We start from the raw sequence: 20,314 nt of genomic DNA, 5'->3' as shown, positions 1-20,314 counted from the left end.
TTTACTTGGGGCCTTCCGGCCGGCGCACCAGCCCGGCCGCGAATTTCTGCAGTGTGGCCATGGGCACCTCGCCCACGACGGTGATCCACCAGGCGCCCTGGCGCTGCATCAGGGTATGGGTGGCGCCTATGGCAGTCTGCATGGGGCGCTGGTGCTCGCCGCGGTAGGGCTCAATGAACAGCGACACGTGCGTGAGCCCATCGGCATAGACGGTCTGCAGCGTTTCGCCGGCACCGCCCTCCTCGCCCGCGTCGTTGAGCACGCGCTTGACGCAACTGCGCTGCTCGAAGCCGGGCACCTCCGGCGCGCTCCAGCCTTCGGCCTCCAGCCGCGTGCGCGCCAGCGAGGTGCGCTGCACGCGGTAGCCCTCCAGCTTGCGCATGGGGCGCAGCACGCTCTCGGCCTGCGGCTTGACGCCCAGGGTGAGCTCGCTGAAGGCAGCGCTCTCCAGCACGCGGCCATCGGGGGCGATGAGGTCCACGCGCAGCGGCAGCGAGCTGTTGCTCTCCATCCACATGCGCTGGGCAAAGCGCAGGGCGTCGCGCGGCTGCAGCAAATACACGTCGGCTTCGTGGCCGGCGACGCGATCCTGCCCCTGCGGGCGCAGCTCGTAGCGCTCGAAGACACGCTCGTCCGGCCGCGCGCGCATGAGCACGGGCATGGTGGTGCCGGGCTCGCGCTGTTCGATCACGGCCACGCGGCGGTCAGCCCACAGGGTGAGCACCACGTCGTCATGGCGGAAAACGCGGCGCATCTGGCCGTCCAGCATCTCCATGCGCTCGTACTGGTGGCCGTTGTCGCCGAAGTGCGCCACGCGCGAGCTGCTGGCCGTACCGCCCACGCTGTGCACCAGCGTGCCCTGGAAATTGCGGTGCTGCGCCGCCTCGCGCAGCCGCTGCAGCCACGCGGCGTTGTCCGACGACGCCGCCCACAGCGGCGGCGCGAACAAAGCCAGCGCCGGCCACACCACCGCATGCACCCACTCCCGTCTGCGCATCGTCACGATCGGGTTCAGCGCTGGGCGGCGGCGTTGTGCACCGCCACCACCGGCGTGGCGAAGCTGCTGCCCCACTGCTTGTGCGCGGAGAGATAGCGGTCCAGCCGTGCGTCGCGCAGCAGCCGGTCATCGGCCTGGACCACGGGCGTGGCCTCCGGCGCACCGGCCACCGGCAGCGTGGTGCCGACCAGCGCCTGTGGCGCGCGCGGCGCCTGGGCCACCACCGCGCCGCCGCCGGGCGGCGGCAGCACGGTGTCCTGCAGCCGCGTGGCCACCAGCACGCCGCCCACGGCCATGGCGCCGGCGGCCACGGCCGAAGCGGCCCAGGCCCGGCGCGGCAGTCGCCAGCGGCGCTGCCCGCTCGGCGCGGCGGCGGCCACCGCCACGGGTTGAGGCGCCAGCAGCACGGGCTCGTCGGCCAGGCGTTCGCGCAGCCGCGACAGGAAAGCCGCGTCGTGCGCGGGGCGCTGCGCCAGGTCCTGCGAGCGCATCACGTCGCCTATGAGGTGGTAGCTGTGCCAGGCGGCGCGCAGCCGCGCGTCACCACGGCAGGCGTCGGCCAGCCGGGCGGCGGCCGCGGAGTCGAGCTCACCGTCCATCAGCGCCGACAGCGCCTGCTCGGGTTGCGATGGGTCGTGCCGGTCATCTGGCATTGGGCGCTCCATGCTTGTGCTCCAAGCCCTACCAGCGTTCGTCGCCGCGCGTGCCCAGCAAGGGGCGCAGGCGCTGCGCAATGGCCTCACGCGCGCGGAAAATGCGCGAGCGCACGGTGCCGATGGGGCAATTCATTACTTCCGCGATCTCTTCGTAACTCAGCCCCTCGATCTCCCGCAGCGTGATGGCCTGGCGCAGGTCTTCCGACAGGGCATCGATCGCAGCGTTGACCGTGGCGGCCACTTCCTTGCTGGCCAAAACCGCCTCTGGGGTCTCGCCGTCGCTTAGTTCGTTCTCGACGCGGGAAGTTTCCTCGCCGTCGTCCGACTGGTGCGCGTAGGCCGCCTCGGGGACCAGCGGATCGCGCTTGAGCTCCACCAGCGCCTTCTTGGCCGTGTTGACGGCGATGCGGTAGAGCCAGGTGTAGAAGGCGCTTTCGCCGCGGAACTGCGGCAGCGCACGGTAGGCGCGGATGAAGGTTTCCTGCGCGATGTCGGCCACAAGGTCGACGTCGCGCACCATGCGGCCTATGAGGCGCTCCACGCGGCGCTGGTACTTGATGACCAGCAGCTCGAAGGCGCGCTGATCCCCGCGCTTGACGCGTTCGATCAGCAGGGCATCGGCTTCGGCGCTCATGGGGGCGTCAATCGTGGCGCGGCGCTTGGGCCGCGGGTTCGGTGGTCGGGGGAGCATGCAGCGCGCAGCGCAGCGCATGCCAGTGGGGGGCGTGGCGTGATTGCGACAGTGCCAGCCAGCACGCGCCGCGGGCGGGCGGCGCGGGCAGCGGCGTGAAGCGCAACAGCAGCCACAGTCCCAGATCCAGCATGAGTTGTACCTTGCCCGGGCAGGGCTGGGCGGCGCCGTGCGGGCAGAGCCACCACTGCGCGCCGTCCCAGGCCAGGGCGCGCCCGGCGGGCGCGGCGCGGCGCCAGGGCAGGACCAGCGCCGGCAACGCGGCCAGCGCCGCGGCCCCGAACGCCTGCAACGGCGGCACCTTCAGCCACAGCGCCAGCCAGGCCGCGGGTACAGCCACCGCCACGGCGCACAAAAGGCAAAGGCCGACACGCCAGGGCGTGTCGGCCTCCAGGGTCAGGTGAACGGCCGGGGCCGTGTGCATTCAGCGGCGGCGTCGGACGCGGCAGGCGCGTCAAACGCGCTTGAACACCAGCGTGCCGTTGGTGCCGCCGAAGCCGAAGTTGTTTTTCACCGCCACGTCGATCTTCATCTCCCGCGCCGTGTTGGCGCAGTAGTCCAGGTCGCACTCCGGGTCCTGGTTGATGATGTTGATCGTCGGGGGCGACACCTGGTGATGCAGCGCCAGCACGGTGAACAGCGACTCCACGCCGCCGGCACCACCGAGCAGGTGGCCAGTCATGGACTTGGTGGAGTTCACAACCAGTTTCCCGGCGTGGTCACCAAAGGCCAGCTTGATGGCGTTGGTTTCGTTGAGGTCACCCAGCGGCGTGGACGTGCCGTGCGCATTGAGGTACTGCACCTCGTCGGCATTGACGCCGGCGTCGCGCAGCGCCGCGCGCATGGAGCGCTTTGGGCCATCCACGTTGGGCGCGGTCATGTGGAAGGCGTCCGCGCCCATGCCGAAGCCGATGAGCTCGGCGTAGATCTTGGCGCCGCGCTTCTTGGCGTGTTCGTACTCTTCGAGCACCAACACGCCGGCGCCCTCGCCCAGCACGAAGCCGTCGCGATCCTTGTCCCAGGGCCGCGAGGCGGTCTTGGGGTCGTCGTTGCGCGTGGACAGCGCGCGCGCCGCGGCAAAGCCGCCCACGCCCAGCGGCGAGACGGTGCTCTCGGCGCCGCCGGCCACCATCACGTCGGCTGCGTCAAGCTGGATCTGCCGCGCGGCTTCGCCAATGCAGTGCAGGCCCGTGGTGCAGGCGGTGACGACGGCCAGGTTGGGACCCGTGAATCCGAAGCGGATGGACACGTGGCCCGAGATCATGTTGATGATCGACGACGGAACGAAGAACGGCGAGATGCGGCGTGCGCCGCGGGCCCGGTATTCGTCCTGGGTCTGCTCGATCAGGGGCAGGCCGCCGATGCCCGACCCCACGATCACGCCGATGCGCTCGGCGCTTTCCTCGGTGAGCTCGCTGCCGGTGGGCAAGCCGGCGTCTTGCACGGCCTGAATGGACGCTGCCATCCCGTAATGGATGAACGTGTCCATGTGGCGAGCTTCCTTGCCGGGGATGTACTCCTCCACATTGAAGCCGCGCACCTCGCCGGCGAAGCGACAGGACAGCCCCGACGCGTCGAACTTCGTGATGTGGTCAATACCCGACTGGCCGGCGAGCAAGTTGGCCCAACCTTCGGCCACCGAGTTGCCGACCGGGCTGATCAACCCCAGCCCGGTAATGACGACGCGACGACGGCTCATGCTCCGTTCAGCCCTTGTTGTTCTTGACGGCGTAGTCGATCGCCAGTTGCACCGTGGTGATCTTCTCGGCGTCCTCGTCCGGAATCTCGATGCCGAACTCGTCTTCCAGCGCCATCACCAGCTCCACCGTGTCGAGCGAGTCCGCGCCCAAATCGGCCACGAAGGCCTTCTCGTTGGTCACTTCGGCCTCGGGCACGCCGAGTTGCTCGGCGATGATTTTCTTGACACGTGCTTCGATATCGCTCATTGACTCCTCCAGGAGGGAATTGCTCAAACGGCCCGGATTCTACGCGTCCGAGGGGGAGACCCCTTGACGCCCCGGTGGGCCAACTCGGTGCTACTTCTCAGGGCATCTCAATGCATGAACATGCCGCCATTGACATGCAGCTCGGAACCAGTGATGTAGCCGGCCTGCGGCGAGGCCAGGAAACACACCGCATCGGCGATTTCCTGCGGCTGCCCCAGACGGCCCAGCGGAATCTGCTGCAGCAGCGCGGTCTTTTGCGCCTCGGGCAGCACTTCGGTCATGTCGGTAGCGATGAAGCCGGGGGCCACGCAGTTCACCGTGACGCCGCGGCTGCCGAGCTCGCGCGCCAGCGCCCGCGTCATGCCCGCCACGCCGGCCTTGGCGGCGGCGTAGTTGGCCTGGCCCGGGTTGCCGGAGGCGCCCACCACGGAAGTGATGTTCACGATGCGGCCATATCGTTGCTTCATCATCGGACGCATCACGGCGCGGCTCATGCGAAACACTGCCTTGAGATTGGTGTCCAGCACCGCGTCCCAGTCGGCGTCCTTCATGCGCATGGCCAGCTGGTCGCGCGTGATGCCGGCGTTGTTGACCAGCACGTGCAGCGCGCCGTGGTCCTTGACGATGGCGTCTATGGCGGCATCGGCGCCGGCGGCGTCGGTGACGTCGAGCTTCAGGCCGCTGCAGCCGGCAAAAGCCGACAGCGCCTCGGTGATGGCTTGCGCGCCCGCATCGGTCGTGGCCGTGCCTATGACCTTCATGCCGGACTGCGCCAGCGCCAGCGCGATGGCGCGGCCGATGCCGCGCGAGGCGCCCGTCACGAGCGCGACTTGTTCGTTCAGAGCAGGAGCGCTCATGCCAGGAATCCCTTCACTTCGGCCAGCGAGGCCGGATCGAACAGCGCCGCGCCCTGCAGCTCGGCGTCGATGCGCTTGACCATGCCGGCCAGCACCTTGCCCGGGCCGCACTCGACCACGTGCGTGATGCCGCGGGCCTTGAGCGCCTGCACCACTTCCACCCAGCGCACCGGGCCGAAGGCCTGGCGGTAGAGTGCGTCGCGGATGGCGTTAGGCTCCACGGGCGCGGCCACGTCGATGTTGTTGACCACGGCAATGGCGGGCACGTTGAGCGTCACCGTCGCCAGCTTCTCGCGCAGCCGCTCGGCGGCGGGCTTCATCAGGCTGGAGTGGAACGGTGCGGACACGGGCAACGGCAACGCGCGCTTGGCGCCCTTGGCCTTGAGCACCTCGCAGCCCTTCTCGACGCCGGCCTTGGTGCCGGCGATCACGGTCTGCTTGGCGTCGTTGAAATTCACGGCCTCGACCACCTCGCCGCAGGCCGCGGCGGCCTCGGCGCAGCCCTCGCGCACGATCTGCGCGTCCAGGCCCAGGATGGCGGCCATGGCGCCGGTGCCCACGGGCACGGCCTCCTGCATGGCCTGCGCACGCAGCCGCACCAGCGGCAGCGCATCGGCCAGGCTCAGCGCGCCCGCGGCCACAAGCGCCGTGTACTCGCCCAGCGAGTGTCCGGCCAGCGCCTGCGGCTGCGCGCCGCCTTCGGCCAGCCAGGCGCGCCAGCAGGCGATGCCGGCCGTGAGCATGACGGGCTGGGTGTTGGTGGTGAGGTCCAGCTGCGCCTTCGGACCCTCCTGGATCAGGCGCGCCACGTCCTCGCCCAGCGCGGCCGAAGCCTCTTCAAGCGTGCTGCGCACGGCCGGATGGTCGCCCCAGGCGTCGAGCATGCCCACGGCCTGCGAGCCTTGGCCGGGAAAGACGAATGCGAACGTAGTCATCTCTGCTGAAACGGGAAAGTGGATGCCAATGGGCGGGCGCGGGCGCTGCTCTTTTCAGAAGTCCAGCAGGACGGCGCCCCAGGTGAAGCCGCCGCCCACGCCTTCGAGCATGAGCGTATCGCCACGCTTGATGCGGCCATCGCGCACGCCGGCGTCCAGCGCCAGCGGGATGGATGCCGCCGATGTGTTGCCCTGCTGGTCCACCGTGACGATGACCTTGTCGGCGGGCAGCTTGAGCTTGCGCGCCGTGCTTTGCATGATGCGGATGTTGGCCTGGTGCGGGATGAGCCAGTCGATGTCGGCCTCGGTGCGGCCGGCCTTGGCCAGCACTGAGTGCGCCACCTCGGCCAGCACGCTCACGGCCAGCTTGAACACCGCCTGGCCGTCCATCTTGAGCACCGGGTCACCAATGACCTGCCCTCCCGAAACCGTGCCCGGCGTGCACAGGATGTCGGCGTAGCGGCCGTCGGCATGCAGCTCGCTGGCCACGATGCCGGGCTTGTCGCTGGCTTCGAGCACCACGGCGCCGGCGCCGTCGCCAAACAGCACGCAGGTGGTGCGGTCGTTGAAGTCGAGGATGCGCGAGAACACTTCCGCGCCAATCACCAGCGCGCGCGAGGCGCTGCCGCAGCGGATCATGGCGTCGGCGATGGTCAGCCCGTAGACGAAGCCCGAGCACACGGCCTGCACGTCGAAAGCCGCACCGCCCGGAATGCCCAGCTTGCGCTGCACCATGCAGGCCACCGAGGGAAACACCATGTCCGGCGTGGACGTGGCGACGATGACCAGATCGATCTGCGCCGGCTGCACGCCGGCGGCCTCCATGGCCTGGCGTGCCGCCTGCGCCGCCAGGTCGCTGGAGTTGACGCCCGGGTCTGCGAAGTGGCGCGCCTTGATGCCGGTGCGCTCGACGATCCACTCGTCGGACGTTTCCAGGCCTCGCTCGGCCAGTTGTTGCACCAGGTCGGCATTGGTGAGCCGGCGCGGCGGCAGCACGCTGCCGGTGCCGGCAATGCGCGAGAGCGAGAAGCGGGATGCGTTGGAAGTCATGCAGCGTGAACCACCGGACCCGGCGCGGCCGCCTGCAGGGTACCGAGAATGCGATCGTGAACCCGGTCCAGCAGCCGGTTGCGGGCGGCATCATAGGCACGCGCCAGGGCGTTCTCGAAGGCGAAGGCGTCGGCCGAGCCGTGGCTCTTGAACACCAGCCCGCGCAACCCAAGCAGCGCCCCGCCGTTGTAGCGCCGGGGATCCACCCGCGCCTTGAAACGATTGAGCACGGGCAGCGCCGCCAGCGCGGCCAGCCGCGTGAAGACGTTGCGCGTGAATTCCTGACGTATGAAGTCGGCCATCATCGAGGCCAGGCCTTCGGAGGCCTTGAGCAGCACGTTGCCGACGAAGCCGTCGCACACCACGATGTCCGTGGTGCCTTTGAAGACGTCGTTGCCTTCGACGTTGCCATGGAAGTTGAGCTGCCCGGCGGCGGCGGCCGCGCGCAGCAGTTCGGCGGCCCGCTTGATGGTGTCGCTGCCCTTGATGGCTTCCTCGCCAATGTTGAGCAGCCCCACCGTGGGCTCTTCCTTGCCTTCCACCGCCGACACCAGCGCACTGCCCATGACGGCGAATTGCAGCAGGTGCTCGGCCGTGCAGTCCACGTTGGCGCCCAAGTCGAGCATGGTGGTGAAGCCGTCGCGCCGATTGGGCATGACCGTGGCGATGGCCGGGCGGTCTATGCCTTGCAGCGTCTTGAGCACGTAGCGCGCCACGGCCATCAGCGCGCCGGTGTTGCCGGCGGAGACGCAGGCGTCGGCGCGCGCGCTCTGGCCCTCGGCCGCCTTGAGCAGCGAAATGGCCACGCGCATGGACGAATCCTTCTTGCGCCTCAAGGCCACTTCCACCGGATCGTCCATGGTGACGACCTCGGTAGCCACCACCGGCGTGCAGCGCTCCCAGCCGCGCACCGCGGCCAGCGCCTGTTCGGTACCCACGAGCAACAGCTCAGCGTCCGGATGCTTGCGCAAAAACGACTGGCAGGCCGGCAGCGTGACGGCCGGCCCATGGTCGCCGCCCATGCAGTCGACGGCCAGACGCACCTTGGAAAGTGCAGCGTGAGACGAAGAGGACACGAGTGGATCCAGAAACGGCCTGCCCGCTGTGAACCGGCACAGGACAGACGGCAGCGCGGCAAGCGCAATGCCGCCCGGCGCGAAAACACCCGCAGACGCCATATGCGACCAGCGGACGAGCAGCATGAGGCTCAGGCAGGCGGAACCGGCAGCGCAGCGCCGGCCCTCAGATCACGCTCAGGCGTCGGACTTGGTGGCCAGCACCTTGCGCCCACGGTAGAAACCGTTGGGGCTGATGTGGTGACGCAGATGCACTTCACCGGTGGTGGGCTCGACCGCGGTGCCCGGCTGGGTCAGCGCATTGTGCGAGCGGTGCATGCCACGCTTGGAAGGGGACTTCTTGTTTTGTTGAACGGCCATGTTGGATTCTCCTGCGCTCTTGCCGAGCAGAACCTGCGCCGGCCGGAAAGCACCGGATCCGAGTGCAGCGACGGCCCCCACGCGACATGAAGCAGGCAGCGGGCACGGCGAAACAACTGCCGTGCAAAAAGGAAGAAGGCTCCTTGAAATGCCTTCTTCCCTGCTGCCCCGCCTCCCGGTTTGCGCAACCCAACCATCGGGCAGCGCCATGGGGCACCAATGAACGAAGCCCGCGAGTATAGCAGGCGAGCTTTCCCAGCCCAAGTGCCGGACTTTGCCGGCCGTCAAAAATCAGGCGTCGCTGCCATCGGAACCATTGCCGGAGCCCTGCGGGCGCCTGCGCAGCCGGGCCAATGCGGCAAAGGGATTTTCCCGCGCAGGCTCTTCCTCTTCCTCCGGCTCGGCCGGGACGGCCAGCGGCTGCGGGCACTGCTCGTGGCGCGGCACCAGCGGCATGTCCAGCAGTAGCTCGTCTTCCACCAGGGCGCGCAGGTTGAAGGCGCGCTCCAGTGCCAGCACGTCGTCCTCGCTTTCGCTGTCCAGCCGCGCGGCCTCGGCCTCGTCGCGCACGAAGCGCAGGCTGCGCTGCAGCGACAGCGGTACCGCCACGGGCTGCAAACAGCGCTGGCAATCGCGCCAGACCTGCGTGTGCGCCTCCAGGTGCAGCCAGCGCTCGGGCTCCAGCGACTTGGGCTTGCGCAGCTCGCCGCTGGCGGACCACTGCACGTCGCCGTCGGCCGCCGGCGCCTCGGCGGGCCAGCCATCCAGCAGCCGCTCGAACTGCGTCAGCGGCCAGCTTCCCTGCAGCGAGGCCTCGTCGGCAATGAAGTTTTCGAGGTCCAGGCGCAGGGGATCATGGGAACGGGCTTTCATCGCGGGCAGTTTAAGCGGGCACACAGCCCCTTCCGGGACGGATGGGACAATGCCGAGGATGAAGCCCTCGCTGATCCTTGCCTCCACTTCGCGCTACCGGCGCGAGCTGCTGCAGCGGCTGCGGCTGCCCTTTACGGTGCAGGCGCCGCACACCGATGAAACGCCGCTGCCGGGCGAAAGGCCGGCCGCGCTGGCCCTGCGCCTGGCGCTGGCCAAGGCCCAGGCGGTAGCGGCGGAGCATCCTGAAGCCATCGTCATCGGTTCGGACCAGGTCGCCGACCTGCATGGCGAGCCCATAGGCAAGCCCGGTGACTTCGAGCGTGCCGTTCAGCAATTGCGCCGCATGAGCGCGCAGCAGGTGGTGTTTCAAACCGCGGTGGCCGTTGTGCGGCTCGACACCGGCTTCGCGCAGGCGCTGCTGGCGCCCGTGACGGTGACGTTTCGCGCACTCTCCGACGCCGAGATCGAACGCTACCTGCACCTGGACCAGCCCTTTGACTGCGCCGGCAGCGCCAAGAGCGAAAGCCTCGGAGTGACACTGCTGCAGCGCATAGACTCCGACGACCCCACCGCGCTGGTCGGCCTGCCGCTGATGCGCACCTGCGAACTGCTGCGCCAGGCCGGCCTCGATCCGCTGGCCACTTGACCCCCGTGGCCGCCGCACACAGCCGACCACTCTCCCCTTCGACGAAAAGCCGCAAGCGCCGATGTCACAGCCCTTTTCTTACCGTCCCCTGTGTGGCGCTGCGGCGCTGCTGGCCTGCGCCGCGGCGCTACCCGCCCACGCCGGCCCGTCGCTGAGCCAAGCCTTGGCGCGCAATCAACAGATGCTGGAACGCGACGCCGCCCCAGAAGGCGGCTTCGCCGAAACGCTGCCCACGCCGCCCGACGGCGTGCTGCTGGCCGGCGGCAACAAGCTGCAAAAGCAGCCCAAATTCGTGGCCTCACCGCTGGGCACGCCCGGCAGCGGGCTGCGCCTGCTGCACACCTTCGGCGAATCCCAAGACGGCGCCGTGCTGCGCCTGGGCGTGCTGGGAAGCACCGGCGCAAGGCGCCAGTGGACGCTGGAAGGCACGGAAGCCGCCCTGCCGCTTGGACCCGGACAGCTCTACGCTTCGGTGCAGCGCCGGCATTGGGGCCCGGCCTGGAGCGGCAGCCTGATCCTCGACGCCGCTGCTCCTGCGGTGCCCGCACTGGGCTGGCGCAAGACGTCGAACACCCCCTTCGAGAGCCGCTGGCTGTCCTGGCTCGGCCCGTGGAACGCCGACGTGTTCTTCGGCGGACTGCAAGGCCACACCCAGCCGGCACATCCTTACCTCGTCGGCATGCGGCTGCAAGTGCAGCCCCTGCCGTCACTGCAGATCGGCGCCGCGCGCACCATGCAATGGGGCGGCCGCGGGCGCGACCAGAGCTTCAAGTCCATGGTCAACGGGCTGCTGGGCCGCGACAACCAGGACGCCAGCGACCAGCAACCCGGCAACCAGCTCGCCGCCATCGATGCTCGCTGGCACCACGCCTTAGGCAACGGACACCAGGTGGCCCTGTATGCCCAAATCACCGGCGAGGACGAGGCCGGCTACCGCCCGGCCAAGAACATGAAGCTTGCCGGCGCCGAATGGGCACTGCAGCGTGACGGGCGCAGCATGCGGCTGTTCGTCGAGCGCGCCGACACAGTCGCGGGCGTGCTGGGCGTGGCCTACCGCCACCACATCTACCTGCAGGGCTACACGCAGGACGGCGTGGTGCTGGGCTACCCCAGCGGCGGCGACACCAAGGTGACCACCGTGGGCGCGCTGCTGGATGCCGGCAGCGTCAGCGGCGAGATCGTGGCGTACCGGGGTGACGCCATCGCCTCCATTGCGCAGCGGCTGACGCCGGGCTCACTCAGCGGCATCAATGCCGCCGTGGCCTGGAGCCCGCGCAGCGGCCAGGCACTGGGCTTGTCGCTGTGGAGCGGCAAGGACGGCGCCGGGCGCGACAACGCTGCGCAACTGTGGTGGCAGACCACTTGGCGATGAAAGGCCACCTGCTGCTCATTCCCAGCCCGCTGGATTTTGGAACCGGCGGCACGGGTGAGGCCGGCGGTGCAGCCGTGCCCGATATCCGCCAGGTGCTGCCCATGGGCGCGCTGGAGGCTGCGGCCGGGCTGCGGCACTGGGTGGTGGAAAACGCTCGCACGGCGCGTGCCGTGCTCAAGCGCGTGAATGCCGTGGTGCCGCTGGCGGTACCGCTGCAGCAACTGCAGATCGCGGAGCTGCCGCGCCCGCCCAAGGGCCGCGCCGCTCAGCCGGCGGCCGACCTGCGACCGCTGCTGCAGCCGGCGCTGCAGGGACACGACATTGGCTTGATGTCCGAAGCCGGCATGCCGGCAGTGGCCGATCCGGGCGCCGCGCTGGTAGCCGCAGCCCATGGGTTGGACATCGCCGTGCGCCCCTTACCGGGGCCCAGCGCGCTGCTGCTGGCACTGGCGGCCAGTGGGCTGGACGGGCAGCGCTTCGCCTTCAACGGCTACCTGCCCGTGGACGCGGCTGAGCGCGCTGCCCGCATCCGCGAACTTGAAGGCCTTTCGCGCCGCGCCGTGCAGGCGCAACTGGTGATTGAAACGCCCTACCGCAACGAGCCTCTGCTCGCCGCGCTGCTGTCCACGCTGCAGGGCAGCACGCGGCTGTCGGTGAGCTGCGGGCTGACGCTGGCTGGCGGCTGGACGCGCAGCGACACCGTGGCACGCTGGCGCGCACAGCCGCGCACACTGCCGGCCGACGTGCCGGCAGTCTTCGTGTTCCAAGCTTGAGCCGGGGGCCGCGAGGCCCCGGCCGGTCAGGAGGCGGCCGACGCCGCGCTCTTCTTGGCGCCGAACAGCGCGGCAATCTTCTTGCGCGGCTTGTGGTGCAGCGCACCGGGCTGCACCACGCTGGGCGCGTCCTGCTCCCACGCCGGCGTGCCGGACATGGTGCTGGGCTCGTAGGGCCGGTCGAAGAAGGGGTCCGACGCCGGCGCGGAGTTGCGCCGCGGTGCGGCCGGGCGCTCGGCGCGCTCGAAGCGTTCGCGCTCCGGGCGGCGGAATTCGCCACGGTCGCCGCCGCCGGCAGGCGCCTCGCTGCGGCGCGGGGGGCGCCAGCGGTCGTCCTCCAGCTCCAGCGGCTCCAACTCCAGTTTCTTCTTGATGAGCTTTTCCACCTCGGCCACCAATCGCGCGTCCTCGCGCGTGACCAGCGTCACAGCCAGACCGGAGGCGCCAGCGCGGCCCGTGCGGCCGATGCGGTGCACGTAGTCCTCGGCGTTGAAAGGCACGTCGAAGTTGAAGACGGCCGGCAGGTCGGCGATGTCCAGGCCGCGGGCGGCCACGTCGGTGCACACCAGCACATCCACCTCGCCGCGCTTGAAGGCGTCCAGCGCCTTGAGCCGCTCGTCCTGCGACTTGTCGCCGTGCAGCGCATTGGTGCGCAGCCCGTCGCGTTCGAAGGAGCGCGCCAGCCGCGCGCAGCCCAGCTTGGAGTTGACGAAGACAATGGCCTGCTTGATGTCGCGATCGCGCAGCAGCTTGAGCACGGCGGCGCGCTTGTCGTCGGCGGACACGCTGTAGAAGCGCTGCTCGACCGTGGAGGCCGTGGCGTTGGGCCGCGCCACTTCCACCAGCACCGGCTCCTGCAGGTAGCTCTCGGCCAGGCGCTTGATCTCCGGCGAGAACGTGGCCGAGAACAGCAGCGTTTGCCGCGTCTTGGGCAGGTAGCTCAGGATGCGCTGCAGGTCGGGCAGGAAGCCGATGTCGAGCATGCGGTCGGCTTCGTCCAGCACCACGTACTCGACCTGGTTGAGCACCGCGTTGCGCGCCTCGATGTGGTCCAGCAGCCGCCCCGGCGTGGCGATGAGCACCTCCACGCCTGCCTTGAGCTCGGCCGTCTGGGGCTTCATGTCCACACCGCCAAACACCACGGCCGCGCGCAGCTTGGTGTGGCGCGAGTAAGCCTTGACGTTGTTGGCCACCTGGTCGGCCAGCTCGCGCGTGGGCGCCAGCACCAGCGCGCGCACCGGATGGCGCGCCGGCGACATGCTGCTGTTCTCGTGGCGCAGCATGCGCTGCAGCAGCGGAATGGAGAAGGCGGCGGTCTTGCCCGTGCCCGTTTGGGCCGCACCCATCACGTCACGGCCGGCCAGCACCACCGGAATGGCCTTGGCCTGTATAGGCGTCATGGTCGCGTAGCCCTGGTCGGCTACGGCGCGCAGCAGCTTGGCGTCGAGCGGCAGCGTGTCGAAGCAGGCTGCTGCGGCGGGAGTTTCGGTGTGCGCCTCAGTGGGGGCGTTGGGGGCGGCAGCCGGTGCCGCGGTTTGCGTGGGATCCATCATGTCGCGCGATTATCCCCGCTGCGGCCATGCCACGGCGGCGGCGGCGATGCAAGACCATCCAGCGCGGAGCCCTGAAACGCACGATACGCCAGTACAGCGTGACGTAGCTCACGCCGAACAGCACGATGAAACCCGCCAGCACCGCCGTGTTGTCCCACCACAACATCGCCGGGACGACGGAAAGCATGCACAGCAGCCACAGGTAAGGCGCCGTCATGGAATTGCGCCGGGTGAGCTCGCGTGCGGTGCGCTCGCCCGCGGCCCAGCGCAGCAGCCTGCGGTAGATCAGGCTGTGCAGGTGTGCGCCGTCGGGCATGCCCACCGGGCGCCCCTGCAGCCACTTGCGCCGGTACATGGAGAACACTGTCTCGAACACCGGGTAGATGACCAGCATCAGCGGGAACATCGGCGACACCTCGGGGTTGCGCGCCAGCAGCAGGATGGACAGCTCCGAAAGGTAAAAGCCCAGGAAGTACGCCCCGCCGTCGCCCAGGAACACCAGCCCGGCCGGGAAGTTCCAGACAAAAAAGCCCAGCACCGCGCCCACGCCCACCAGCGCCATCACCGCCACGAGACGGTCATCCACGGCGAAGCCGACGTAGGCCAGGCTGCCCAGCATCATCAGCACGCACATCGATGACAGGCCGTTGAAGCCATCGATCAGGTTGACGGCATTGGCAATGCCAGCCACAGCCAGCACCGTCAGCAGCAAGGCGCCGATGGAGAACGACACCACCCAGTCCAGGCCCGGGATGTCGGTGCGGCGGATGAGCGCGTCCAGCAGCCAGCCCGCCAGCAGGGCCGACACCGCGGTGAACAACAGCCGCTGGCGCGGGCTCACGCGCTTGGTGATGTCTTCGGTGATGCCCGCGCCAAACGCCGGCAAGGCACAGGCCAGCAGCAGCAATCCCGTATCGCCCACGCTCCGGTCCTGCCACCACAGCGACAGCGCACCAGCCACCACCGCGCACACGATGCCCAGCCCGCCCACGCGGGGCACAGGCCGGGCGTGGAACTTCTGCGGCCCTTCGCCGTGGTCATTGACCAAGTGCGCATGCGTATGCGCCAGGCGCACGACGCCCATCGTCAAAAGAAATGCCACGACAAATGCGGTGAACAGCAGACTCATCCACTCATTATCACAGGCTGCTGCAACGCAACAAAGATTGAGCAGGGTCTGCGGCGACGGCTGGCGTCACCAGCCGCACCGCTAGAATCCCCTTACACATCGTGCAATTGCACGCGCCGCAGCACCCCCATTCCATTGAGCCCCGGGCCGCGCATCGGCCCTGGACTGCGCCTGCTCCAACGCCAATGAGATCCTCCCCCCGCCCACCCTCCATTGCCTGCCACCGTGCTCTGCGCGTGGGCAGCCTGCGCAAGACTGTCGGCGCAGCGCTGCTGGCGCTGACCGGTGCGGTACAGGTCTGCGCGCAGACCCAGTCCACCGCCGACTCCGCCACTACAGGTCCTATCCGGCTGCGCCAGCCGCTGACCAGCGGCTCCAGCAACAGCAACAGCAACAGCGGCAACATAGACGCCGCGCAACTGCTGCAGCAGCAGGCGGCCGGGGCCAGCGCCCCGGCGGCGGGCATGGCGTCGGCGCAGCCGACCACTCCGGCACCCTACAAGCCCAGCGAGTTCGAGCTGTTCGTGCAGCAGCGCGCGGGCGTGGCCGAACTGGGAGAAGGCGCCGATGCGCTCGTGGTGCGCCGCCTGGGTGCCGAGCTGCTCACGCGAGCCGACGACCCTGACAGTGCCGACTACAACCCGCAAATTCCGCCGGACTACCTCGTCAAGAGTGGCGACGAGATCGTGGTCACGCTTTGGGGCTCAGTGGACGCGGACGTGCGCCTGGTCGTGGACCGCAGTGGCCGCGTGAGCATCCCGCGCGTGGGCCCGGTGCTGGTGGCCGGCGTGCGCTACGCGGACTTGCCCGACGTGATTCGCCGCCGCGTGGGCCAAGTGTTCCGCAACTTCGAGCTCAGCGTCTCGCTGGGGCAACTGCGCGGCGTGCGCGTGTACGTCACGGGTTTTGTGACCCGCCCGGGCGCCTACAGCGTCAGCAGCCTCTCCAACGTGCTCAGTGCGCTGCTGCGAGCCGGCGGGCCTTCAGCCGCGGGCAGCATGCGCAACGTCACCGTGCAGCGCGGCCGCCAGACGGTGGCGCGGCTGGACCTCTACGACTTCCTGCTCAAGGGCGACCGCGGCGCGGACATGCTGGTGCAGCCCGAGGATGTGATCAACGTCGGTCCGGTAGGCGCACAGGTCGGCGTGATCGGCAGCGTCAACCGGCCTTCCATCCTGGAAATCAAGCCCGGCGAAACGGTGGACGACGCGCTGCGCATGGTGGGCGGTTTCACGACCGTGGCCGACCGCAGCCGGCTGGCCGTGGAGCGGCTGGAGCAGCGCAGCGGCGAGCGCATCGCCGAGCTGCCGTTGCCCATCAGCGCACGGCTGCCCTTGAGCGGCGGCGACGTGCTGCGGGCCTTCAGTGCCGTGGAGTCGCAGCTGTCGGTGCAAAAGCAGAACAAGCGCGTCATCATCGAAGGCGAAGTGCTGCGTCCCGGCGAGTACGTGCTGCCCCCGGGCAGCTCCATAGGCGATGCGCTGCGCGCCGCCGGCGGCTTGAGCCCCTCGGCCTACGTCTTCGGCACCCAGTTCACCCGGCAAAGCGTACAGCGCACGCAGCAGGAAAATTACGAGCGTGCGCTGCGCGACCTGGAAACCGACCTCTCGCGCAACAACGCTACCCAGCGCACCACCTCTACCCAGGAAGTGGAGGCGCAGAGCGCTCGCACCGTAGCCACGTCGCAACTCATCACGCGGCTGCGCGCGGTCAAGCCCAACGGCCGCATCGTCCTGCAAACTCCACCTGAGAGTGCCACGTTGCCGGACATGCCGCTGGAGGATGGCGACCGCATCACCATCCCCACACGCGGCAGCACGGTGGGCGTGTTCGGCAGCGTCTTCAACGCGGGCAGCTTCGTCTGGAGCGGCCAGCGCAGCATTGACGACTACCTGCGCCAGGCGGGCGGCCCAACACGCGGCGCCGACCGTGGCAGTGTGTTCGTCATCCGCGCCAACGGCAGCGTGGTCAGCGCGCTGCAGGACGGCGGCTCCTGGTTCAGCCGCAGCCACGGCATGAACAACATCGCCGCGCTGCCGGGCGACACCATCTTCGTGCCCGAGGAAATGAACAAGACCACCTTCGCCCAGTCCGCCCGCGACTGGACGCAGATCATTTATCAGCTCGGCTTGGGCGCGGCTGCCATCAAAGTGTTGCGTGACTGATATGCGAGACGACATGAGAGCCGACGAGGCCGCCTACGCGAACGAGGACGATGAGGGCCTGGGCCTACTGGACCTGGCTTTGCCACTGGCACAGAGCCTCAAGCAGCTCGTCGTCGGCCCATTGCTTGCCGGGGTATTGGCCTTGGGCGCGGCTTTCCTCATCACGCCGATGTACACGGCCAAGACCGTCATCATCCCGCCAACGCAGTCTCAAGGCGGTGCGGCCGCAGCGCTGAGCTCGCTTGGCGCACTGGCCAACCTGGCCGGCGCCTCGGTGGGCAGCGTGAAGAATCCCGCCGACCAGTATGTCGGCCTGCTGCAAAGCGCCACAGTGGCCGACCGCATCATCGACCGCTTCAAGCTCGTGGAGGTATACGACGTCAAATACCGCGAGGACGCACGTAAGGTGCTCTCCAACGTCGTGCATGCCACGGTGGGCAAAAAGGACGGCCTGATCACCGTGGAGGTGGACGACCACGACGCACAGCGCGCGGCCGAAATCGCCAACCAACTCGTGGCCGAGCTTCGCTCGCTTTCTTCCGGGTTGGCGTTGTCCGAGGCGCAACAGCGGCGAGCTTTTTTTGAGGACCAGCTCAAACAAACCCGGGATAACCTCATCGCAGCCCAAAAGGCACTGGAGACCAGCGGCTTCAATCAGGGCGCGATCAAGGCTGAACCCCAGGCCGCAGCCGAAGGCTACGCCGCGCTGCTGGCGGAGATCACGGCCGGCGAAGTGCGGCTGCAGGCCTTGCGCCGCAGCTTGGCGGACAACGCACCAGAAGTACAGCAGACGCTGGCACGTCTGTCGGCTCTGCGAGGCCAGCTCAGCCGCCTGGAGGCCAGCACGCCGCGCGGCGGCGATGCCGACTACGTGAGCAAGTACCGCGAATTCAAGTATCAGGAAACGCTCTTTGATCTCATGGCTAAACAGTTCGAGATGGCTCGGCTGGATGAAAGCCACGAGGGCGCCTTGATACAAGTGGTTGACCCGGCAACGCCACCAGAGAGAAAGAGCGCTCCCAAGCGGGCGTTCATTGCAATTGCCGCCACCCTGGCAACGCTGCTGCTCATGGCAAGCTTCCTGATCGTGCGCCACGCTTGGCGTCGTTCGGTTAGCGATCCCGCCAAGGCAGAAAAAATCAATCAACTTCGCACCGCGTTGCGTCGCTCGTAAGCGACGCCACTTCCTTACCCCGACCTATCCCAAGCAAGCATGACGATCCTGGTCACCGGCGGCGCCGGCTTCATCGGCAGCAACTTCGTGCTCGACTGGATTGCTCAAGTGGGCGAGCCCGTCGTCAACCTCGACGCGCTGACCTACGCGGGCAACCTGCGCAACCTGGCCTCGCTGCAGGGCGATGCGCGCCACGTGTTCGTGCACGGCGACATCTGCGACCGTGCGCTGGTGGACAAGCTGCTGGCCGAGCACCGCCCGCGCGCGGTGGTGCACTTCGCCGCCGAGAGCCACGTGGATCGCAGCATCCACGGCCCCGGCGCCTTCATGCGCACCAACGTTGAGGGCACCTTCACGCTGCTGGAGGCCGCGCGCGCGCACTGGGGCGCGCTGCAGGGCGACGAGAAGAGCGGCTTTCGCTTCCTGCACGTCTCCACCGACGAGGTGTACGGCAGCCTCAAGCCCGGCGCCCCGGCCTTCACGGAGGAGCACCCCTACGAGCCCAACAGCCCCTACTCAGCCAGCAAGGCCGCCAGCGACCACCTCGTGCGCGCCTGGCACCACACTTACGGGCTGCCGGTGCTCACCACCAACTGCTCCAACAACTACGGCCCCTATCACTTCCCCGAGAAGCTGATCCCGCTGATGATCGTCAACGCCCTGGCGGGCAAGCCGCTGCCGGTGTACGGCGACGGGCAGCAGATCCGCGACTGGCTCTACGTGCGCGACCACTGCAGCGGCATTCGCGCGGTACTGGCCGGCGGTCGCCTGGGCGAGACCTACAACATCGGCGGCTGGAACGAGCAGGCCAACATCGACATCGTGCACAAGGTCTGCGGCCTGCTCGACGAGCTGCGCCCCGACCCCGCCGGCCCCTACGCGCGGCTCATCACGCACGTCACCGACCGCCCCGGCCACGACCGCCGCTACGCCATCGACGCGCGCAAGCTCGAGCGCGAGCTGGGCTGGCGCCCGGCCGAGACCTTCGACAGCGGCATACGCAAGACGGTGCAGTGGTACCTGGACCACGCCGACTGGGTGGCCGAGGTGCAAAGCGGCGCCTACCGCGATTGGCTGTCCACCAATTACGCCGCGCGCTGACAAGACGAAGACGACGAACCGGAGAGAGCGGCCATGAGGATTCTGCTGTTGGGCAAGAGCGGCCAGGTGGGCTGGGAGCTGCAGCGCGCCCTGGCCCCGCTGGGCGAGGTGGTGGCACTGGACCACGAGGGCGCGCCGGGACTGTGCGGCGACTTCCGCGACCCCGAGGGCGTGGCCGCCACGGTGCGCGCACTGCGCCCGCAGGCCATCGTCAATGCCGCGGCCCACACCGCCGTGGACAAGGCCGAAAGCGAGCCGGAGCTGGTACGGCTGCTCAATGCCGCCACACCCGGCGCCATCGCGCGCGAGGCTGCCGCGCTGGGCGCCTGGCTGCTGCACTACAGCACCGACTACGTCTTTGATGGCAGCGGCCACGCGCCGCGCGACGAGAACGCGCCCACCGCGCCCTTGAGCGTCTACGGCCGCACCAAGCTCGAAGGCGAGCAGCTCGTGCGCGACAGCGGCTGCCCTCACCTCATCCTGCGCACGAGCTGGGTCTACGCCGCGCGCGGCGGCAACTTCGCCCGCACCATGCTGCGCCTGGCCGCCGAGCGCGAGGCGCTCAACGTCATTGACGACCAGATCGGCGCGCCCACCGGCGCGGACTTCCTGGCCGACGTGGCCGCGCACGCCTTGCGCGCGGCCCTGGCCAACCCGCAGCTCGCCGGCACCTACCACGCCGTGGCCGGCGGCGAAACGAGCTGGCACGGCTACGCCCGCTTCGTCATCGACTGGGCGCGCAAGCACGGATTGCCGGTGAAGGTCGCCGCGGATGCGCTGCGCCCCATTGCCACCAGCGACTACCCGACGCCCGCGCGCCGCCCGCTGAACTCGCGGCTGAGCACGGCCAAGCTGCAGGCAGCCTTCGGCCTGGTGCCGCCGCCCTGGCAGCTGGGCGTGCAGCGCATGCTCACCGAGGCGTTCGCCTGAAAAATGAAGTGCGGGGCCTGGGGCCCCTGG

21 protein-coding genes are annotated in these 20,314 nt (G+C 69.0%); 7 read left to right on the top strand and 14 right to left on the bottom strand.

Annotated features, from left to right (window positions below):
• Position 1: 1 nt before the first annotated feature.
• From SM757_RS08240 to SM757_RS08185, 12 genes are all read right to left on the bottom strand, one after another.
• Positions 2-997: a MucB/RseB C-terminal domain-containing protein gene (locus tag SM757_RS08240; protein ID WP_084267598.1), complete on the bottom strand. Its 996-nt coding sequence runs from the start codon at positions 995-997 to the stop codon at positions 2-4.
• Between the two features lie 14 nt (positions 998-1,011).
• On the bottom strand, positions 1,012-1,662 hold the full coding sequence (locus SM757_RS08235) for a sigma-E factor negative regulatory protein (RefSeq protein WP_322465083.1): 651 nt from the start codon (positions 1,660-1,662) through the stop codon (positions 1,012-1,014).
• Positions 1,663-1,678: 16 nt separating this feature from the next.
• Positions 1,679-2,287, bottom strand: a complete 609-nt coding sequence (rpoE, locus tag SM757_RS08230; protein ID WP_322465082.1) for an RNA polymerase sigma factor RpoE — start codon at positions 2,285-2,287, stop codon at positions 1,679-1,681.
• 7 nt (positions 2,288-2,294) lie between these two features.
• On the bottom strand, positions 2,295-2,768 hold the full coding sequence (locus SM757_RS08225; protein ID WP_322465081.1) for a hypothetical protein: 474 nt from the start codon (positions 2,766-2,768) through the stop codon (positions 2,295-2,297).
• A gap of 30 nt (positions 2,769-2,798) precedes the next feature.
• The gene (gene fabF, locus SM757_RS08220; protein WP_066337794.1) at positions 2,799-4,043 is read right to left on the bottom strand and encodes a beta-ketoacyl-ACP synthase II; all 1,245 of its coding nucleotides are present in this window, start codon (positions 4,041-4,043) and stop codon (positions 2,799-2,801) included.
• A 7-nt stretch (positions 4,044-4,050) separates the two neighbouring features.
• Positions 4,051-4,290 (bottom strand): acyl carrier protein, encoded by a 240-nt coding sequence (gene acpP / locus SM757_RS08215; RefSeq protein WP_066337796.1) that lies wholly within the window; start codon positions 4,288-4,290, stop codon positions 4,051-4,053.
• 107 nt (positions 4,291-4,397) lie between these two features.
• A complete protein-coding gene (gene fabG, locus SM757_RS08210; RefSeq protein ID WP_066337798.1) occupies positions 4,398-5,147 on the bottom strand; it encodes a 3-oxoacyl-ACP reductase FabG in 750 nt (249 codons plus the stop codon).
• Positions 5,144-6,082 carry an ACP S-malonyltransferase gene (gene fabD, locus SM757_RS08205; RefSeq protein WP_322465080.1) on the bottom strand — a complete coding sequence of 313 codons (939 nt, stop codon included), beginning with the start codon at positions 6,080-6,082 and terminating at the stop codon, positions 5,144-5,146. Before fabD ends, fabG begins: the two co-directional genes overlap by 4 nt.
• A 54-nt stretch (positions 6,083-6,136) precedes the next feature.
• Entirely contained in the window at positions 6,137-7,132 is a 996-nt protein-coding gene (locus SM757_RS08200) for a beta-ketoacyl-ACP synthase III (protein ID WP_066337802.1), read from the bottom strand.
• Positions 7,129-8,175 (bottom strand): phosphate acyltransferase PlsX, encoded by a 1,047-nt coding sequence (gene plsX / locus SM757_RS08195; RefSeq protein ID WP_259375522.1) that lies wholly within the window; start codon positions 8,173-8,175, stop codon positions 7,129-7,131. The genes SM757_RS08200 and plsX overlap by 4 nt, the downstream gene beginning before the upstream one ends.
• A gap of 210 nt (positions 8,176-8,385) precedes the next feature.
• Complete coding sequence (gene rpmF, locus SM757_RS08190; RefSeq protein WP_066337804.1) at positions 8,386-8,568, bottom strand: 50S ribosomal protein L32; 183 nt, start codon at positions 8,566-8,568, stop codon at positions 8,386-8,388.
• A 291-nt stretch (positions 8,569-8,859) separates the two neighbouring features.
• Entirely contained in the window at positions 8,860-9,441 is a 582-nt protein-coding gene (locus SM757_RS08185; RefSeq protein ID WP_066337805.1) for a YceD family protein, read from the bottom strand.
• Between the two features lie 49 nt (positions 9,442-9,490).
• On the opposite strand from SM757_RS08185, the gene SM757_RS08180 reads away from it, so the two are divergent.
• From SM757_RS08180 to SM757_RS08170, 3 genes are all read left to right on the top strand, one after another.
• Positions 9,491-10,087: a Maf family nucleotide pyrophosphatase gene (locus tag SM757_RS08180; RefSeq protein WP_322465079.1), complete on the top strand. Its 597-nt coding sequence runs from the start codon at positions 9,491-9,493 to the stop codon at positions 10,085-10,087.
• Positions 10,088-10,250: 163 nt separating this feature from the next.
• Positions 10,251-11,459: a capsule assembly Wzi family protein gene (locus SM757_RS08175; RefSeq protein ID WP_322465078.1), complete on the top strand. Its 1,209-nt coding sequence runs from the start codon at positions 10,251-10,253 to the stop codon at positions 11,457-11,459.
• Complete coding sequence (locus tag SM757_RS08170) at positions 11,456-12,232, top strand: SAM-dependent methyltransferase (protein ID WP_066337811.1); 777 nt, start codon at positions 11,456-11,458, stop codon at positions 12,230-12,232. Before SM757_RS08175 ends, SM757_RS08170 begins: the two co-directional genes overlap by 4 nt.
• A gap of 26 nt (positions 12,233-12,258) precedes the next feature.
• Here SM757_RS08170 and SM757_RS08165 read toward each other — a convergent pair whose 3' ends face one another.
• Positions 12,259-13,785 (bottom strand): DEAD/DEAH box helicase, encoded by a 1,527-nt coding sequence (locus tag SM757_RS08165; protein ID WP_322465077.1) that lies wholly within the window; start codon positions 13,783-13,785, stop codon positions 12,259-12,261.
• Complete coding sequence (locus SM757_RS08160; RefSeq protein ID WP_322465076.1) at positions 13,730-14,914, bottom strand: MraY family glycosyltransferase; 1,185 nt, start codon at positions 14,912-14,914, stop codon at positions 13,730-13,732. Before SM757_RS08160 ends, SM757_RS08165 begins: the two co-directional genes overlap by 56 nt.
• A 185-nt stretch (positions 14,915-15,099) precedes the next feature.
• Here SM757_RS08160 and SM757_RS08155 point away from each other — a divergent pair, with 185 nt between their 5' ends.
• Genes SM757_RS08155 through rfbD form a run of 4 tightly spaced genes read left to right on the top strand, consistent with a single transcriptional unit; the run spans position 15,100 to position 20,284 of the window.
• A complete protein-coding gene (locus SM757_RS08155; protein WP_322465075.1) occupies positions 15,100-17,079 on the top strand; it encodes an SLBB domain-containing protein in 1,980 nt (659 codons plus the stop codon).
• A 13-nt stretch (positions 17,080-17,092) separates the two neighbouring features.
• Positions 17,093-18,253, top strand: coding sequence for a Wzz/FepE/Etk N-terminal domain-containing protein (locus SM757_RS08150; protein ID WP_322465074.1), 1,161 nt, complete (start codon positions 17,093-17,095; stop codon positions 18,251-18,253).
• Between the two features lie 39 nt (positions 18,254-18,292).
• Positions 18,293-19,354 carry a dTDP-glucose 4,6-dehydratase gene (gene rfbB / locus SM757_RS08145; RefSeq protein ID WP_322465073.1) on the top strand — a complete coding sequence of 354 codons (1,062 nt, stop codon included), beginning with the start codon at positions 18,293-18,295 and terminating at the stop codon, positions 19,352-19,354.
• Positions 19,355-19,387: 33 nt separating this feature from the next.
• On the top strand, positions 19,388-20,284 hold the full coding sequence (gene rfbD / locus SM757_RS08140; protein WP_322465072.1) for a dTDP-4-dehydrorhamnose reductase: 897 nt from the start codon (positions 19,388-19,390) through the stop codon (positions 20,282-20,284).
• Positions 20,285-20,314: the final 30 nt, after the last annotated feature.

It is taken from the genome of Azohydromonas lata, assembly GCF_034427735.1.
In the GTDB taxonomy this organism is placed as follows: domain Bacteria; phylum Pseudomonadota; class Gammaproteobacteria; order Burkholderiales; family Burkholderiaceae_C; genus Azohydromonas; species Azohydromonas lata.
This window is presented reverse-complemented; position numbering and strand designations above follow the sequence as displayed.

What these genes read in the sequence shown, in the direction of transcription:
- SM757_RS08240 (WP_084267598.1), bottom strand. Translation starts at nt 997, where the DNA reads ATGCGCAGACGGGAGTGGGTGCATGCGGTGGTGTGGCCGGCGCTGGCT.
- SM757_RS08235 (WP_322465083.1), bottom strand. Translation starts at nt 1,662, where the DNA reads ATGGAGCGCCCAATGCCAGATGACCGGCACGACCCATCGCAACCCGAG.
- rpoE (WP_322465082.1), bottom strand. Translation starts at nt 2,287, where the DNA reads ATGAGCGCCGAAGCCGATGCCCTGCTGATCGAACGCGTCAAGCGCGGG.
- SM757_RS08225 (WP_322465081.1), bottom strand. Translation starts at nt 2,768, where the DNA reads ATGCACACGGCCCCGGCCGTTCACCTGACCCTGGAGGCCGACACGCCC.
- fabF (WP_066337794.1), bottom strand. Translation starts at nt 4,043, where the DNA reads ATGAGCCGTCGTCGCGTCGTCATTACCGGGCTGGGGTTGATCAGCCCG.
- acpP (WP_066337796.1), bottom strand. Translation starts at nt 4,290, where the DNA reads ATGAGCGATATCGAAGCACGTGTCAAGAAAATCATCGCCGAGCAACTC.
- fabG (WP_066337798.1), bottom strand. Translation starts at nt 5,147, where the DNA reads ATGAGCGCTCCTGCTCTGAACGAACAAGTCGCGCTCGTGACGGGCGCC.
- fabD (WP_322465080.1), bottom strand. Translation starts at nt 6,082, where the DNA reads ATGACTACGTTCGCATTCGTCTTTCCCGGCCAAGGCTCGCAGGCCGTG.
- SM757_RS08200 (WP_066337802.1), bottom strand. Translation starts at nt 7,132, where the DNA reads ATGACTTCCAACGCATCCCGCTTCTCGCTCTCGCGCATTGCCGGCACC.
- rpmF (WP_066337804.1), bottom strand. Translation starts at nt 8,568, where the DNA reads ATGGCCGTTCAACAAAACAAGAAGTCCCCTTCCAAGCGTGGCATGCAC.
- SM757_RS08185 (WP_066337805.1), bottom strand. Translation starts at nt 9,441, where the DNA reads ATGAAAGCCCGTTCCCATGATCCCCTGCGCCTGGACCTCGAAAACTTC.
- SM757_RS08180 (WP_322465079.1), top strand. Translation starts at nt 9,491, where the DNA reads ATGCCGAGGATGAAGCCCTCGCTGATCCTTGCCTCCACTTCGCGCTAC.
- SM757_RS08170 (WP_066337811.1), top strand. Translation starts at nt 11,456, where the DNA reads ATGAAAGGCCACCTGCTGCTCATTCCCAGCCCGCTGGATTTTGGAACC.
- SM757_RS08165 (WP_322465077.1), bottom strand. Translation starts at nt 13,785, where the DNA reads ATGATGGATCCCACGCAAACCGCGGCACCGGCTGCCGCCCCCAACGCC.
- SM757_RS08160 (WP_322465076.1), bottom strand. Translation starts at nt 14,914, where the DNA reads ATGAGTCTGCTGTTCACCGCATTTGTCGTGGCATTTCTTTTGACGATG.
- SM757_RS08155 (WP_322465075.1), top strand. Translation starts at nt 15,100, where the DNA reads ATGAGATCCTCCCCCCGCCCACCCTCCATTGCCTGCCACCGTGCTCTG.
- SM757_RS08150 (WP_322465074.1), top strand. Translation starts at nt 17,093, where the DNA reads ATGAGAGCCGACGAGGCCGCCTACGCGAACGAGGACGATGAGGGCCTG.
- rfbB (WP_322465073.1), top strand. Translation starts at nt 18,293, where the DNA reads ATGACGATCCTGGTCACCGGCGGCGCCGGCTTCATCGGCAGCAACTTC.
- rfbD (WP_322465072.1), top strand. Translation starts at nt 19,388, where the DNA reads ATGAGGATTCTGCTGTTGGGCAAGAGCGGCCAGGTGGGCTGGGAGCTG.